The organism is Vibrio sp. A2-1, from assembly GCF_021728355.1.
GTDB lineage: Bacteria > Pseudomonadota > Gammaproteobacteria > Enterobacterales > Vibrionaceae > Vibrio > Vibrio splendidus_K.
Map to the genome: position 1 here is coordinate 554,045 of NZ_JAKKCO010000001.1, position 16,099 is coordinate 570,143.

The window sequence follows — 16,099 nt, forward strand, 5'->3', positions numbered from 1 at the left end:
CGTTTCAGTTAAAGGTTCGGCTTACCTGTCAAAGTAAGCCGAGCGTAGTCGATTATGACTGAGTATTAAGCGTGGTCTTGACCTGACACCTTTGCAAGCGCTTCTGGGTATCCACGTTCTTGTGTCAAATCTATCGCTCTGTTTTCAATAGCATTTAGATTAAGTGACATTGTCATCGAGTGCGTATCTTCAATCGATACTGACTCTGCGACATCAAACCAATGCTCAGCAACCTTTTGTGCAGCCTCAAGGGTTGAGGAAGCTTTGACTACTTCAAGTCGAGCATAGCGCTCACCACAGAATGAAACATCTGAAGCTCTTAAGCTCGGATCGGTTCCCGGAATCTGCTGTGCACCGAATAGAGGCTTACCACCTACCAGTGCAGAGCTAAAACTTGGGATGAACTGAGACATATGCGTTATCGCAGCGCGAGTTCTTAATTCAAGCTGCTCTTCACTCCAACCTGATACGATTTTCTTAAGAAGCTTAGAAGGCAGTTGAGGTTGTGATGAATCTGTTGATGATGAAACAAGCCCCCCCTCAAACAGAGTAATCCCTTCTGTCATACCGTGAAGTTGGAATACACCATCAGCGTACGGCGTTAGCTGAGCCATACCTTGCGGTGTGCCTCTCGGCCCATGGAAGATCACCTCTGGCCACTCTTCCTTACATTCTTGCGAATACGGCCACTCTGTAACATATGCGGCTTTGAACTCAACAAGCCTTTGTTGCTTAGAACCGACAAAGTCATCCACGATGCCCGTCTCAAAGCCACTTGCATTAATCAAGTAGTCGGTCGTTAGATGACAGCTTTGGTTCTCAGCGTCTGTATAAGTCAAAGACCAGCCTTGCTCTAACGATTCAACAGATTGTAATCGGCTGTTGGTTAATACTGAGCAATTCGATTGTTGCCCCAAAGACAGTTGAGCAGTTGCAGATAAGCGGAATACACTCCAGCCATACTCTTGGACCATAGCAACAGGATACTTAAGGGTTTCTAGATCCGTATGTTTCGCAAAAGGAATACACCAATCATCAAGCGATGTTGGTTTCAGAGGCTGTGTTCGGGTAGCAAGTGCTAGTAACTCTTCTTTACCATACAGCTTGTAATACTCTTCCGGTTTACCAAGCACTTGGTTGCTTTTATCTTGATTAACAAGCTCAGCATAAGCGTTCTTGATTATCTTTAGACGCGGAAGTAGATCCAACGGCTCTCCACCATCACTGTGTGGAACAGCAATAATTGTCGGACGAATATTGATCGTGTGGGGAAACAAGCGGACAGTATCAATTGACTGAGTGAGCAACTGAAGACACTGCTCTACAGAAATATCCCGATACAAATTGCCGCCAGCGTGCAGGTGGCAAATTGGTGGACCATTAACCAAACTCGGCCCTTTTTCCAAGATAGTGACCTTAAAACCCAACTCACTAAAGTGAATCGCGCTCGTTGTTCCGGCAATACCACCACCAACAATGGCAATAGAAGGCTGATTTGTATCCGTTTTGTTGTGGTTCATCGTGTTCTGTAGAATAAGATTAACTGCCGCTATTCTACTTTTGTTCTGCGATGAATTAAAACACATTTTTATCAAGGTCTTAGTTCAGTGGGATTTAATATCTATGTAAAAAACATAAATAATCTCTTGACTCAATAACTCCAGATAGAGTTTTAAAGGTTATTCTAACAGTCAAAATTGTCCTAAGTGACGCCACATAAAGGCTGCCTCAGTACTCTTAAAACATAGATGTTAACTTATCCCTAAAGTTATCCACCGTTTTTGTGGATAACTGTTGATAACGTTCTTGCTAAGTTGCGCAAACCCTTTGTTTACAGGGACTAACCGCTGTTCATTAAATCGGCATTATTGTGCGATTAGTTTTAAAAAACACTAAAAAATTGGAAAATTAAGGTGCGATATTCGTTACTTGTGCTACCAATTGGTCAAATAAAAAACGGTCTAAAGCGACGCCTTATAAATAGTGCATGACTAAATATAAATAATGTCACTTTTAGACCGTTTTAAGCATTTGTGAGATCTCGCTAGAGACTAGCCAAAATCCTTGTTTACTGGTGCCAACAAACGTTTGATTAAGCTATTCACTACCGCGGCCAATGTGATAAACGTTAGCACGGGTAGCGCTATCCACAGCATTGGGTGGAGTGAAGGTTCTAACTCGAAGCCAAAGTTCACTACCCCTGCAACACTGAGCTCAGAACCCATCGCAGCAATCGAGCCAGCCACTAGCGCCATTAACCCGTATTCACACCAAATCGTGTTGAGAATTCGCTTCTTACTCGCACCTAGAGTGCGGTACAAACGTATCTCTTGTTGTCTTTGAGACAAGCTCAATCGCAACAGAGTAAAGATTAGCAACAACCCTGCTACCACACCCAAAGCCGCAAGTACGGTTATCGACCAAACAATCTGCTTGAGCAACTCTTGGATCTTGCTACCCATCTTACGAATATCCATCAAACTCACGGTTGGGTGATTTCGAGAGAGTTCGTTAAGTATCTGATTATGTTGTTCTTCCAGTCGGAAGCTCACGAGCCAAGTAGAAGGAATAGAGCTCAAAACATCTGGCGTAAATATGAAGTAGAAATTCGGCTTCATTTCTCGCCACTCTACTTTTCGGATGCTGTTCACCTTGGCAGAGACATTCTGGCTGTTGATTGTGAACGATAGCTCATCGCCAATCTTTAGACTCAACTGCTCCGCGACATCGGATTCCACAGATACGCCATGCTCTTGTGTCCAACTGCCTTCTAACACTTCATTGTACTCAGGCAGGCTATCCCCCCAAGTGAAGTTGATTTCGCGGCTTAGTGCGTCTGTTTCTTCTGAGGTCTCGCTGTATTTTGCCGCCTCAACGCCGTTAATGGTTGTGAGTCTTCCTCGTATAATTGGAAACGCTTGAGTACGCTCTACTTCGTTTGCATCAATCGTCTCGAGATAACTGTCTTTCTCATAGCTCGCAATATTCAGCGCAAACGCATTTGGCGCGTTTTCAGGTAAGGTTTGCTGCCAATCCGACAGCAAGTCACTTCTCACTAGCCATATGATCGATAGCAGCATCAAAGACAGTGCTAAAGAACCAAATTGAATCCCTGTTGCTAATGGTGTGCGATTAATTCGGCTCAATGCCAAACGCATAGATGTCGACGTCGGCAGCTTGCCGACCAAACGCAGAACAAACGTACTGACAATCGCGAGCACTAAGAACAGGCATGCGATACCCGCTAGAACTATCCATACCAACAGGTTATCGCCGTACATCAGCATCATTGGAATAATAGGTACCAGCAACAACAGGTATTTCTTGTAGCTTTCATTGGACTGATGACTTGATTGAATCACGCTGATTGCCGAAGTGTTGACCAAGCCAATTAACGGAATTCCAAGCGCAGGTACACCAATGAGGATACTTGATAAAATCGCCAAAATGACAGGTTCAATGCCATAGCTAGGAAGTGGTGTTGGCAACAAATCACCTAATGGTATACGAAGTAGAAACTCTAAGCCGACCCCTATTGTAATTCCCAGTACAGCGCCGATGACCACTAACAGAGACACCTGTACAAACAACCATTTAATGATCCATTGCTTGCTCGCGCCCAAACTCTTAAGCATCGCGATGGTTTTACGGCGACTCGCCACATAATGTTGGCAAGTGAGCACCAAAGTGGTCGCCGCCATGATCACAACGATAGCAACCGTTAGCGAAAGATATTGAGTTGTGCTCTCGAACATGTCGTTAGTGCGACTCGCAGAGTCTTGCGTGCGCCAGCGATCGCTCGGTGTCAATTCTACACTGTCTTGCGCGGCTTTCAGTTTTGTATCATCACCGTTAAGAAACAGCCTAAAGCTTACACGACTGCCCGGTTGAATCGCTCCAGTGGCCTCGATATCGCTTGTATGAATTAGCACAGCAGGCATTTGTTGGAATGGGTTAAAGCTCAAACCTGGCTCTTGGGTGATACGCCCTGTTATCGTTAAATCGGCATCGCCAATAGTGACATTGTCACCAATTTCAACATCAAGCTGTGCAAATATACGCTCGTCTAACCAAAGTTCACCTGGCGCAACATGGTTACTAGACACATTGTCCGCACCTTCTAGTATCATTTCTCCACGTAATGGGTAATTACTTTCAACCGCTTTCACCGTCACTAGCTGCATCGAGTTATCACTGAATGCCATCGTTGAAAAACGGGTCAACTGAGAGCTTTCTAACTGTTCAACCTGAGTGAGGTCTAGCAAGGGTTGCGGGATTGGGTTTGCTGAGATAAACACGCTATCGGCAGTAAGCGCATCCTTGCCCTGTTTAACAATCACCTGTTCCATACGTTCGGCCAACGCCGACAATGCAAAAACACACGCAATGATCAGTGTTAATGCTATGGAAACTGGCCACAATTGACCGTGTCGAATCTCTTCGATACTCCATGAGAACAGGCGTTTATTCAGTCCGTTTGATGAATTCAATTTAGACTTCCTCTATCTGACCGACATGCATCTTAAGTGTTCGCTGGCAACGTTGTGCGAGTTTAGGATCATGCGTCACTAGAACAAGCGTTGTGCCATGTGATGAGTTCAACTCAAACAACAGCTCGACAATTTTGGCTGCAGTTTGTTGGTCTAGGTTGCCTGTGGGTTCGTCAGCAAAAAGGATTTTTGGCTTGATCATAAAAGCTCGAGCTAAAGCGACTCTTTGTTGTTCACCGCCTGATAGTTGAGATGGCAGGTGATCAAGCCTGTCTTTTAAGCCCACTGATTCAAGCAAAGCCGTCGCACGTTCGATGTCTTCGTCTTCCCCTTTAAGTAGACAAGGAAGCGTGACATTTTGCAGCGCAGAAAGGCTTGGAATTAATAAGAAGCTCTGAAATACAAACCCGACAGACTCACTGCGGATCTTAGCCCTCGCTTCATCATCAAGCTGTGAAAGCGGCTGCCCTAATAAACTGATTTCGCCTTTCGTTGGCACATCAAGCCCTGCAAGCAATGTCATTAGGGTTGATTTACCTGCGCCAGAGGTGCCGACAATCGCGACAGTTTCACCTTCACGAATATCAATATCGACGTGCTCTAGGATTGTTAAATGTTCTTGATTAGTAGACACTGTCTTCGAAACAGCTTCAGCTTTAATGATGGATGTATGCATGACTCGACTAATTTCCTTTTTATTCTTTATTATATTTTCAACCGCTTCTTTGGCTCAAGATACCGAGTTAGATTCTAAGTTACTGGTACTTGGTGATAGCTTGAGTGCTGGTTATAACATGGACATCAAACAGAGTTGGCCAAGTCTATTGCCAAACGCATTAGCGAAGCATGACAAAACAGTTACCGTGGTAAACGGCAGTATTTCGGGTGACACAACTGGCAACGGGTTAGCTCGTTTGCCACAATTACTTGAAGAACATGCTCCAGACACTGTTCTTATCGAACTCGGTGCAAATGATGGCCTTCGTGGCTTCCCACCTAAGCTGATGTCTGCGAACCTTGATCAAATCATTGAGCAGATAAAAGCTGCGGGCGCCAAGCCAATTATGATGCAGATTAAAATCCCACCGAATTACGGTAAGCGTTACAACCAGCAATTTGAATACGTTTTTGCAGCGCTTGCTGATCAACAAAATGTGCCGCTTTTGCCGTTTTTCCTAGAGCATATCATCCTTAAACCTGAGTGGATGATGAACGACGGACTGCATCCAAAACCAGAAGCTCAACCTTGGATCGCTGAATTCGTCGCCGAAGAATTATATCAGTATCTTTAAGTTTTAATGGTCTAGCTCAATAAATTTTACACAGCTTTACGTTAGCCTGAGTGCATATCACCGTTAACTGTAAGGTTATTTATGCTGATCGAACCTATTATCAAGGGTGTGGTAGCCAAAAGCGCTCACCCTCTTGGCTGTCAAGAAGCTGTAAAGCAACAAATCAAGTTTGTTAAGAGTGCGCCGCAAATCAAAGATGGCCCCAAACGAGTACTGATTATCGGCGCTTCCTCAGGCTTCGGCCTTGCCGCTCGTATTGCCGTGACCTTTGGCGGTGCAAAAGCTGACACCATCGGCGTCTCATTCGAGCGCGGTCCTAACGAAAAGTCCCTCGGTAGTGCTGGTTGGTACAACAACATCTACTTCAAGAAAGAAGCCGAACGAGAGCAACGCACTGCTATCAACATCGTTGGCGATGCATTTTCACAAGAAACACGTACACAAGTTGTCGAAGCCATTGAAACCTACTTCGAAGGTGAAGTGGATCTGATTATCTATAGCTTAGCGGCTGGCGTTAGACCTAAGCCAAATACTGATGAGCTTTGGCGTTCTGCCATTAAGCCTATTGGTGAAAGCGTTACCGGCGCGACTATCTCGCTAGAGCACGACAACTGGGTGACAGACACACTTGCTGCAGCGACAGAAGAAGAAGCCGAAAGTACACTCAAAGTCATGGGCGGCGAAGATTGGGAACAGTGGATAGATGAGCTCATCAACGCTGAATCCATTGCCCCTGGTTGTAAAACCATCGCATTTTCCTATGTTGGTCCAGAAGTCACGCACCCTATTTACTTAGACGGCACTTTGGGACGCGCTAAAATAGACCTTCACCAAACCAGCCATGCGCTGAATCTTGAACTAGCAAACTTCGGCGGTAATGCCTACGCGACTGTGTGTAAGGCACTTGTCACCAAAGCCAGTGTATTCATTCCGGGATTAAGCCCTTACCTACTCGCTTTATATAAAGTGATGAAAGAGAAAGAGACGCACGAAGGCTGTATCCAACAAATGCAGCGTCTGTTTAGTAGCAAACTCTATGGTCAATCAAAAGTCCCTCTGGACGGCGAACGCCTAATTCGGATGGATGAATGGGAACTCGATCCAGAAACCCAAGCCCATGTGACTGAGCTACTTGAAGCTATGGATGAAAACAACTTTCAAGCAATTGGCGACTATCAAGGATTCAAAGAAGAGTTTTTACAGTTGAACGGTTTTGCTCAACCGTCGGTAGACTATAAAGAGAAACTTAACACTGATGATTTTATAAAGTTAAAGCCTTAATCGAAACTTATCTCATTACTGAGACCCAGATTCACATTTGAAAACCTCTGCAAAATTGCAGAGGTTTTTTTGTGCAACATTTCTTATACTTAGTAAAAGTAAGATTCACAGTTTATTTGGTTCATCTTAATTAACACAGGATGTGTTGATGCATTTAGCATAATTGACTCGGAGTCATATGAAGAAGATAAAAACGATAGACTTAGATATCCCTGACGATATGGCCTCCAGTTGGCAGAATATTGTCGACCTCTTGGCTCAAATCACTGAAGTTCCCGCCGCACTTATCATGCGCGTTCACACCAACTACATTGAAGTTTTCTCTACCAGTCGCAGTGAGGATAACCCTTACAACAAAGGCGATTCTGAAACCTTAGGTAATGGGCTTTACTGCGAAACGGTGATGGAATCTCAGCAACAGCTTGTGGTGCCCAATGCGCTTGCCGATCCTGATTGGGAAAACAACCCCGACACAAAACTTGGCTTAATCTCTTATTGTGGCATTCCGCTATTTTGGCCTAACGGCGAATTATTCGGCACCATTTGTATCTTGGACTCGAAAGAGAATCACTATACACCTACCTATATCAAGCTATTAGAAAGCTTTCGTACCTCGATAGAATCCCAGCTTAAAACCTTGTTTCAGCACGCTAAACTCACCCAAATGAATCGTGACTTAAAGAACCGGGTTTACACTCGCACTAAAGATCTCGCGAGCCTCAATTATTCTTTAAACCAAGAAATTGATAAGCGAAGAGCGGCTGAACAAAAGATAAACTTCCAAAAGAATCATGACATCGGCACCGGTTTTTTGAACCGAACCGCATTCGAGTCTCGCCTAAATAACAAACTATCGTCACAACAAAGGCTGACGGACAGTTCATTTGCTGTTATTCATATAGGGTTTACGAATGGAAGGCGCATACAGGCTCGATATGGCTATGACGCGTTAGACCAGGTGTTGGTTGAATACCGAAAACGTATCGACAGTGTCTCTGATATCGAGGTACTAACTGCACGCCCTACTTCTATCGATCTCGTACTGGCGTTCAGCGTAAAAGATTTGCACCAACGCCTAGAAGAACTTTGCCAGACGCTCGTTAAGGTCGGCCATTCAGAGTTCGATATCGACAGTGACAAAGTACATTTGCATGCCTTTATCGGGATCGCGATTACTGATAACGAAGATGATGCGGAGAGCATTCTCCAGAAATCATCAGAAGCCATGCTCGCCTGTAAAGATTCCGGGCAAAAATTCGCTTACTACTCTCAATCTCATACTGAACAACAAAGTCACATCAATAAGATCGAAGGTTATTTGCTTCAAGCTGTCCGTAATGATGACCTCATGCTTTACTTTCAACCTAAGGTATGTCCATTAACGCATCGTTGGGTTGGTGCTGAAGCCCTACTACGTTGGCGCCATCCAGTATTAGGTGATATCTCCAACGAAACCTTGATACATATGGCCGAGCAAAACGGCTTGATTTTCGAAGTCGGAAGCTTTGTTCTGCGTAATGCGATTGAAAAAGCGAAAGAGTGGTCCGAATACGTTGAAGATTTCAAGATGGCTGTGAATGTGTCTGCAATTCAACTCAAGAACGTGCACTTTGCGGAACAAGTGGTTCACCTACTCGAAACCTATCACCTAGAACCTCATTTTTTGGAACTCGAGGTGACAGAAAGTGGCCTGATTGCCGATGAAGTTGTCGCTAAGAATACCTTAGAATCGCTGCATGACATTGGCGTTACATTGTCACTGGATGACTTTGGGACGGGCTACGCCTCTTTCAGTTATCTCAAGAAATTTCCGTTCGATACGATTAAAATTGATAAGAGCTTCATCGATCAGATGCTTAACTCACACGAAGACTCGGAAATCGTTCGTTCTATTGTCCAAATCGCGAAGAAGCTCGACCTAAAAGTCACGATTGAAGGGATAGAATCGGAAGTTCAGGAGCAATTTATTATCAACGAGGGCTGCGATGTGGGCCAAGGTTACCTTTATGGGCGGCCAATGCCGAGCCAAGAATTCGAACACAGTTTAATCAATCAAAACTATTTGGGGACAACCCGTTACGCTTAAAGCAAAAAAGAGCAGTTTGTTTTGGATTTAGGCCTACTTTCTCTTTACTCTAAAGGTGGTGATTTTTATAATCGCCGCCTTTCTGTTTTAATCTTCCCTTTATATAGGCATTCCTCGTTATGGATCAGTTGACTGCAAAGCTTAAAAAGCTCGAAAAACAAAACTTCCGCGCATATCAACAAATTAAAGGTCAATACGACTTTGCTGATTTCGAATTACACATCGACCACGTTCAAGGTGACCCGTACGCATCTTCTTCACGTTTTCGCGCAACACGCGCCTGGTCGTTAACAGGGTTAGGTTGGCTGAAAGAAAAGTCTTACGAATACCAAGTAGCAGCGCGTGATTTCATTGCACGTAGCTTCTCTGAATTTGCTAAGCAAGAAACGACTGTGTCTATCGCACTAACAGGCCAAACTGTTTTGGATAACACCTCAGTGGTTTTCACTGAGCACGGTATCGAAATCCGTTTTCGTATCAACCTACCTGCTGATGGTCGTAGTATTCTTGCAAAGAAAGCAATCAACATCATTACATTCTATTTGCCTAAGTTTATTCGTCGTGCAACGCTTGAACGCGAACTCAACATTGAAGCGATGATTAAGCATTGTGAAGCCGTTGAAGACCAAGACGCGTTGCGTGCTCAATTGGAAGAAAACAACCTAGCGGCATTCGTAGCAAATGGCAGCGTATTACCTCGTATTGCTGGTAACTGTGACCTACCAATGAAAGGTGCTGTGCCTTTCTCTGCTCCAGAATCGTTGAGTGTTACGTTAAACACACCGAACAAAGGTGATGTGACTGGCCTAGGCATTCCAAAAGGTATCACGCTAATCGTTGGTGGTGGTTTCCATGGTAAATCTACGCTGTTGAACGCCGTTGAACGTTCTATCTACAACCATATTCCTGGTGACGGTCGTGAAGGTATCGTGACAGCGACTGATACAATGAAGATCCGCGCTGAAGATGGCCGCTGTGTTCACAACTTGAACCTATCAAATTACATCAACCATTTGCCGATGCAAAAAGACACGTCTGATTTCAGTACACAAGATGCGTCTGGCTCGACATCGCAAGCGGCTTGGTTACAAGAATCAATTGAAGCAGGCGTTCAAACGCTACTTATTGATGAAGATACGTCAGCGACTAACTTCATGATTCGTGACGAGCGTATGCAAGCGCTTGTATCAAAAGGGGCTGAGCCTATCACTCCACTTGTTGACCGTATTGGCCAACTTCGCGAAGAGATGGACATCTCAACTATCGTGGTAATGGGTGGTTCTGGTGATTACTTAGATGTGGCTGACACTGTGATTCAAATGCACGACTACCAAGCGGTAGACGTCACTGAAAAAGCACAAGAAGTCATCGCTCAACACCCTACTCAACGAACTAACGAATGTGAGACAGCATTAGAAACTTTTGTTCCTCGCTCGTTAAACCGTGCTGCACTGATGAACATTCTTACTGACGGCAAATTCCGAGTTAACGCGAAAGGCAAAGAGTCACTGCGTTTTGGTAAGGAATTCGCTGATCTTTCTGCATTAGAGCAGTTAGAGTCAACATCAGAAGTGAACGCGATTGGTTGGGCATGGTTCCAGTTTGCACAAACTCCGGGTTGGTCAAACAACCCTGCTAAAGAGTTTAGCGCTATCTTAAGCGATGAGTGGCACGTTAATATGCCAAACTACGGTGATTTAGCGAAACCAAGAGTATTGGATGTAATGGCCGCACTAAACCGTATGCGTAAATCTCAGTTCAAACCTTCGAACTAAGTTAGATCCAAGCATCATAAATTGTATGGACGGCTCTCATTGTGAGGGCCGTTTTTTTATTCGCTAGCTCTATATCTAATACCAATCACAGTAAGTAAGTGATCAAAAATAGCGTAGGAAAAAAGCTTGAGAACAAGGCAGGATTTTCGATAAGTAGTTATTCTATAATCAAAAATTCTAACGAAATTGTCGAGGTTTTTAACAAGCTAGGGTGACCAGTTATTTACTACGATTGGTATACAGCCTTAAGACCGTCTCCTGCCTCACTTTTCTTGTTTAGCGATAAAACCCACCAATATTGTGCTTATCCTAAAAATCATGACACAGCTTTTACAAAACTATGGCGATATTCATATAAAGTTCCGACTCGATAGGTGTAACTAAATGTAACAAACCCTTGAGGCTTCAATGAATCATAAACGCGTTAAGATGCGTGACCATAAAAAAGAAGTAAATCTGTTCAAAAACCGTGTAACCGTTGCGTTTTGTGGGATCTTGCTGTTCACTCTTGTCTTAGTCGGCAACCTTTACCGACTTCAAGTCGAAAATTTTGAAAGCTATCAAACTCGTGCCGACGGCAACAGAATCAAAGTATTACCTATTCCCCCAACTCGCGGGCTCATTTACGACCGCAATGGTGTGTTGCTCGCCGAGAATGAACTTGTCTTTAATCTGACGATGATTCCAGAGCAAACTGATGATGTCGATGCAATGCTTACCAAGTTGGACAAATACATCCCGCGAGAGGCTGAGCAGATTGCTCGTTTCAAAAAGCGTTATCACAACACTCGCCGTTTCAAATCTGTCACGATACTAGAGAACCTAAGCGAAGAAGAAATTGCTAAGTTCTCAGTGCACCAGTACCAATTCCCCGGCTTATCGATCGATACCAGCTTGAAACGATTTTATCCAAATGGAGAGGTACTTACCCATGTCTTAGGATATGTCGCACACATCAATGATAGCGATCTTAAGAGACTAGAAGAAAAAGGCATCGAAGCGAATTATCAAGCGACGACCATTATCGGTAAGCTTGGTGTCGAACGCTATTACGAAGACATTTTGCACGGCACCAAAGGTTATCAAGAAGTTGAAGTAAACAGCCGTGGGCGAGTCGTCCGCACCATTGAGTATGTAGCTCCAGTAGCAGGAAAAGATATCGTATTAAATATCGATCTCGAACTACAAAAATACGTATTCGACCAGCTTGATCACCGAACAGGCAGCGCAGTCGTTCTGGACCCGAAAGACAACAGTGTACTTGCAATGGCATCAAGCCCCAGCTACGACCCGAACCTCTTTGTCGACGGTATTTCTAGCAAGAACTATCAGCGTTTATTGAATGATCCTGCTCACCCATTGGTAAACCGCACTACTCTCGGCGTTTATCCTCCGGCATCTACCATCAAACCATTTATGGCAGTAGCTGGCTTGCAAGAGCATGTCATCTCTGAGGATACGATTCGTGATGATCACGGTTCATGGCAAATCCCTGGTTCTAAGCGTAGCTCTAAATCATGGCGAGACTGGAAACGCTGGGGTCACGGCCCTGTCGACGTTACTCAAGCCATTGAAGAGTCAGTGGATTCGTTCTTCTATCAAACCGCTTTTGACTTGGGCATTGACCGTATCTCAAGCTGGATGAATCGCTTTGGTTTTGGTGAACCTACAGGTATCGATATCTATGAAGAGAGTACCGCCAATATGCCAACTCGAGAATGGAAGATGATGCGCTATCGTACCCCTTGGTATCAAGGTGACACAGTCCCTATTGGTATTGGTCAGGGTTATTGGACATCGACACCAATGCAACTTGCCAAAGCGACTTCAGTGTTGGTCAATCATGGAAAGGTGATGCCACCTCATATCCTGAGAGCAATCTTGGATCATGGTGAGGACTTTGACACACAACAACTCGTTAAACCTGAACCTATGCCATCTATCACTGAAGTCCCTGACAAAATATGGGATGTACCCATCAATGCAATGAGACTGGTAAACCACGGCAGTCGAGGTAGCGGCAGGCGTGCATTTAAGGGAACCAACTACACTAGCGGCGGAAAATCAGGTACGGCACAAGTCTTTGATCTTGCGAAAGATCAAGTCTACAACTCGAAGAAGTTGGCTAAGCATTTACTCGACCATGCGCTTTACACGGCCTTTGCACCTTATGAGCACCCTGAATACGTCGCGACGGTGGTCATTGAACACGGTAACGGTGGCTCAAAAGTCGGCGCGCCATATATCCGTAAAGTACTCGATTATGCATTTGAGCATAAAAGTGGTGAAAGCAAAGACCAGTCGTAGCACCATTAAATGAAGTAGTAACGACACTTAATCTAGTTGCAACACATAGTGTAGAAACAGCGAATAATGTAAAAGCAACACATAACGTATTTACAAAACATAATATAGTTACAGAACATAGCTTAATGACGACAAAGCCCCACTTGTGCCACTCACAATGTGGGGCTTTTCAATTTTATATATTAGGGCCTAAATTTCTCTCCTAAGAGTCAATAAACCGCGCAATAAGAGTTACTTTCGATTACGAGCCTCGTAATACATTCCATGCTTCACAGAGCGTCTGGAATTTCGCCGTATTTCCCTCGTCCCGATCTGGATGCCAGCGCAAAGCCAATTGTCGCCAGCGCTTTCTAATCTCATGGTGAGTCGCGTCCAACGGTAACTCAAACAAGTTTAACGCTCGGCTTCTATCCATATCGAGTTCATCGCCACCGACAAACTTTCTGTACCGAGTCCAGAACTCGTTCAGCAGCCTTTTGACTTCGCCCTCGTCCGCTTCATAGTTAATCCAATTAATGTAGTATTCTCGCAGTGGGTCTTGATGATCGATGCTGTGACTGCTTCCGTGATAACGACCATTCATCAATTCAATATCCATCGCTTGGACTTGTAGCCAACCATCAGGGTGTAAGGTTTCTTGAAGCTGATAAAGCGCATTCATGATGAGGAAGTTCTTTTTAAACAACTCTTTCTCAGGTGCTGGGTCTAGCACCGGCACAAACCCAAGGTCGTTAAGATGAGCCGCCAATGTGTGTACTTTCCAGCCGCTTGGCTTTTGCTTGAGCACTTCCATAATCGGCCAAAGCAATGGGTTCTCCATATGGCAATGAAAGTTTGCTCTCACCTCTTGATGATTCGACATAGTGGACTCAGTTAGATTTTCTGTATTAATGGATGACTAGGGCATTGGATACAATGAGCAACCTACATCATAACCATTGGCGTATCTCTTTTAATTGAAAGCGATTTTCTGTGATTTGTCGAGCTAATGGACCAACAACTTTCAAACGCTTGGCTCAAAGGCACCCTTTCATCATGAAACTGAAAGTCATTAAGTGAGTGCAACTGCCATCAATGCAGAAGTGATCCTGAAGTACAGGTACAAAAAAGGTCAGCAATTTAGCTGACCTTTGATATCTATACCAATTTTAGCACGACATATTTCGCTAATTAGATAACGCCAAGCTCTCTTAGACGTTCCATTAGGTACTCGTTTGCCGTGTACTTCTCAGACAAAACCACTTCTGGTTTCGGGTGCAAGAAAAGAGGCAAAGAAATTCGAGACTTTTCTTGGCGTTCACCTGATGGATTGATTACACGGTGAGTTGTCGATGGAAAGTAACCACCCGATGCCTCTTGAAGCATGTCACCAATGTTGATGATCATGTTGCCGAAGTCACATGGAACATCTAACCACTCGTCGTTTTGAGCTTTAACTTGAAGGCCCGGCTCGTTTGCTGCAGGAAGAACAGTCAGTAAGTTGATGTCTTCGTGTGCTGCTGCACGGATAGCGCCTGGCTCTTCGTCACCTTGCATCGGTGGGTAGTGAAGAACACGAAGCAGAGTCTGCTCACTGCCGTTGATCATTTCAGACAACGCGATAGAGAACTTCTCTTGTACTTCTTTAGGAGCATGAGCTTCAACCCATCCTAGAAGCTCTTGAGCAAAAGCATTCGCGCGTTGATAGTAATCTAGAATCTGTTCTTTCAGCTGCTCAGGAATTTGGCCCCAAGGGTATACGTGAAAGTACTCTTTGATGTCTTTTACAGTGTGGCCCTTAGCAACTTCAGACACTGATGGTGGAAAATATCCATCTTGTGTTTCAACATTAAAGTGGAAGTTTTCTTTCTCTTCAGAGATGAAGAATTGGTACCAGTTTTCGTAAATAGACTCAACAAGCTCTTTTGGGATTGGATGGTTCTTAAGAACACCAAAACCAGTTTCACGTAGAGAGCGAACAAATTGTTCTGCTGCGTCGTCAGCAAGGTAATCGACAGTTTCCAGTTTCATGACTTTTCTTTCTTGTTATGTAGTGATAAAGCGATTTTAAGGATCGCTTTGTTGTAAATCAAACTTTTGTGAAACTCTCGCAACCGTTTGTCTAGATACTGGGCGATAACGCCAGTTTTCAACAAATATGGGTACTAGAGCTCAATTGAACACTGTTCAGTATTGTGTAACACTATTAAAAACTTCGACGAGAGATCTCGATATGACAATTACGCCACTTGCTCAAAATCGACCATTGCTTTCATTAACGACGCTTTATCTGATTGTGTTTCTATTTTCAGCGTTTGCTCCCTCTTCAAGAGCAGTATGGATTGCCGAAATTGTTCCTGCTCTAGCGATATTAGTAGGTATCTGGTGGCTATCCACCAAGCTCACCTTTTCAAAGACGGCTTACGTTTTAATGTTCATCTGGTTGGTTCTGCATACGATTGGCGCTAAGTACACTTTCGCTGAAGTCCCCTTTGATTGGTTTAATAACCTGATTGGATCTGAGCGTAATAACTTTGACCGCGTGGCGCACTTTTCGATTGGTCTCTACGCTTACCCGCTCGCCGAGTATTTGATTCGTAAGAAATTGGCTCAACCTGCATTAGCTTGTTTCTTTGCTTTATTTGCCATCATGAGTGTTGCCGCAGGTTATGAGATTATTGAGTGGTGGTACGCGGAGATTGCAGGTGGTGATGAAGGCATCGCATTCCTCGGTTCACAAGGTGATATTTGGGATGCGCAGAAAGACATGCTGTGTGATACAACGGGTGCTATTGTCTCGCTATTACTTCTGAAACTTCAAGGGCGAGTTAGAGCTCAATAGTTCGTGGATAGCCCGCTCAACTTCTTGATTATAAGCTAATAAGTCGA

Annotated in this window: 11 protein-coding genes; 6 read left to right on the forward strand and 5 right to left on the reverse strand. The window is 44.2% G+C overall.

Annotation, left to right across the window (positions count from 1 at the left end; genetic code table 11):
* Positions 1-65: 65 nt before the first annotated feature.
* The 3 genes from L3V33_RS02440 to L3V33_RS02450 form a co-directional block, all read right to left on the reverse strand.
* Entirely contained in the window at positions 66-1,520 is a 1,455-nt protein-coding gene (locus L3V33_RS02440) for an NAD(P)-binding protein (RefSeq protein WP_237288889.1), read from the reverse strand.
* 531 nt (positions 1,521-2,051) lie between these two features.
* Complete coding sequence (locus L3V33_RS02445; protein WP_237288890.1) at positions 2,052-4,490, reverse strand: ABC transporter permease; 2,439 nt, start codon at positions 4,488-4,490, stop codon at positions 2,052-2,054.
* Position 4,491: 1 nt separating this feature from the next.
* The gene (locus L3V33_RS02450) at positions 4,492-5,166 is read right to left on the reverse strand and encodes an ABC transporter ATP-binding protein (protein WP_004730959.1); all 675 of its coding nucleotides are present in this window, start codon (positions 5,164-5,166) and stop codon (positions 4,492-4,494) included.
* Between L3V33_RS02450 and L3V33_RS02455 the strand changes: the two genes are divergently transcribed.
* The 5 genes from L3V33_RS02455 (at position 5,165) to mrdA (ending at position 13,231) form a co-directional block, all read left to right on the forward strand.
* Positions 5,165-5,782 (forward strand): arylesterase, encoded by a 618-nt coding sequence (locus L3V33_RS02455; RefSeq protein ID WP_004730957.1) that lies wholly within the window; start codon positions 5,165-5,167, stop codon positions 5,780-5,782. The genes L3V33_RS02450 and L3V33_RS02455 overlap by 2 nt on opposite strands.
* Positions 5,783-5,863: 81 nt before the next feature.
* A complete protein-coding gene (gene fabV, locus L3V33_RS02460) occupies positions 5,864-7,063 on the forward strand; it encodes an enoyl-ACP reductase FabV (protein WP_054546882.1) in 1,200 nt (399 codons plus the stop codon).
* A gap of 178 nt (positions 7,064-7,241) precedes the next feature.
* Positions 7,242-9,149 carry an EAL domain-containing protein gene (locus L3V33_RS02465; protein ID WP_237288891.1) on the forward strand — a complete coding sequence of 636 codons (1,908 nt, stop codon included), beginning with the start codon at positions 7,242-7,244 and terminating at the stop codon, positions 9,147-9,149.
* A 119-nt stretch (positions 9,150-9,268) separates the two neighbouring features.
* Positions 9,269-10,924 carry an ABC-ATPase domain-containing protein gene (locus L3V33_RS02470; protein WP_237288892.1) on the forward strand — a complete coding sequence of 552 codons (1,656 nt, stop codon included), beginning with the start codon at positions 9,269-9,271 and terminating at the stop codon, positions 10,922-10,924.
* 408 nt (positions 10,925-11,332) lie between these two features.
* Complete coding sequence (gene mrdA, locus L3V33_RS02475; protein ID WP_237288893.1) at positions 11,333-13,231, forward strand: penicillin-binding protein 2; 1,899 nt, start codon at positions 11,333-11,335, stop codon at positions 13,229-13,231.
* Positions 13,232-13,472: 241 nt separating this feature from the next.
* Here the strand turns inward: mrdA and L3V33_RS02480 are convergent, their stop codons facing one another.
* Positions 13,473-14,093, reverse strand: coding sequence for a DNA-J related domain-containing protein (locus L3V33_RS02480; RefSeq protein ID WP_171310524.1), 621 nt, complete (start codon positions 14,091-14,093; stop codon positions 13,473-13,475).
* 308 nt (positions 14,094-14,401) lie between these two features.
* On the reverse strand, positions 14,402-15,241 hold the full coding sequence (locus tag L3V33_RS02485) for a 2OG-Fe(II) oxygenase family protein (RefSeq protein WP_004730947.1): 840 nt from the start codon (positions 15,239-15,241) through the stop codon (positions 14,402-14,404).
* A 202-nt stretch (positions 15,242-15,443) separates the two neighbouring features.
* Between L3V33_RS02485 and L3V33_RS02490 the strand changes: the two genes are divergently transcribed.
* The gene (locus L3V33_RS02490; RefSeq protein ID WP_171328587.1) at positions 15,444-16,052 is read left to right on the forward strand and encodes a DUF2238 domain-containing protein; all 609 of its coding nucleotides are present in this window, start codon (positions 15,444-15,446) and stop codon (positions 16,050-16,052) included.
* Positions 16,053-16,099: the final 47 nt, after the last annotated feature.

What these genes read in the sequence shown, in the direction of transcription:
- L3V33_RS02450 (WP_004730959.1), bottom strand. Translation starts at nt 5,166, where the DNA reads ATGCATACATCCATCATTAAAGCTGAAGCTGTTTCGAAGACAGTGTCT.
- L3V33_RS02480 (WP_171310524.1), bottom strand. Translation starts at nt 14,093, where the DNA reads ATGTCGAATCATCAAGAGGTGAGAGCAAACTTTCATTGCCATATGGAG.
- L3V33_RS02455 (WP_004730957.1), top strand. Translation starts at nt 5,165, where the DNA reads ATGACTCGACTAATTTCCTTTTTATTCTTTATTATATTTTCAACCGCT.
- L3V33_RS02490 (WP_171328587.1), top strand. Translation starts at nt 15,444, where the DNA reads ATGACAATTACGCCACTTGCTCAAAATCGACCATTGCTTTCATTAACG.
- L3V33_RS02470 (WP_237288892.1), top strand. Translation starts at nt 9,269, where the DNA reads ATGGATCAGTTGACTGCAAAGCTTAAAAAGCTCGAAAAACAAAACTTC.
- L3V33_RS02485 (WP_004730947.1), bottom strand. Translation starts at nt 15,241, where the DNA reads ATGAAACTGGAAACTGTCGATTACCTTGCTGACGACGCAGCAGAACAA.
- mrdA (WP_237288893.1), top strand. Translation starts at nt 11,333, where the DNA reads ATGAATCATAAACGCGTTAAGATGCGTGACCATAAAAAAGAAGTAAAT.
- fabV (WP_054546882.1), top strand. Translation starts at nt 5,864, where the DNA reads ATGCTGATCGAACCTATTATCAAGGGTGTGGTAGCCAAAAGCGCTCAC.
- L3V33_RS02465 (WP_237288891.1), top strand. Translation starts at nt 7,242, where the DNA reads ATGAAGAAGATAAAAACGATAGACTTAGATATCCCTGACGATATGGCC.
- L3V33_RS02440 (WP_237288889.1), bottom strand. Translation starts at nt 1,520, where the DNA reads ATGAACCACAACAAAACGGATACAAATCAGCCTTCTATTGCCATTGTT.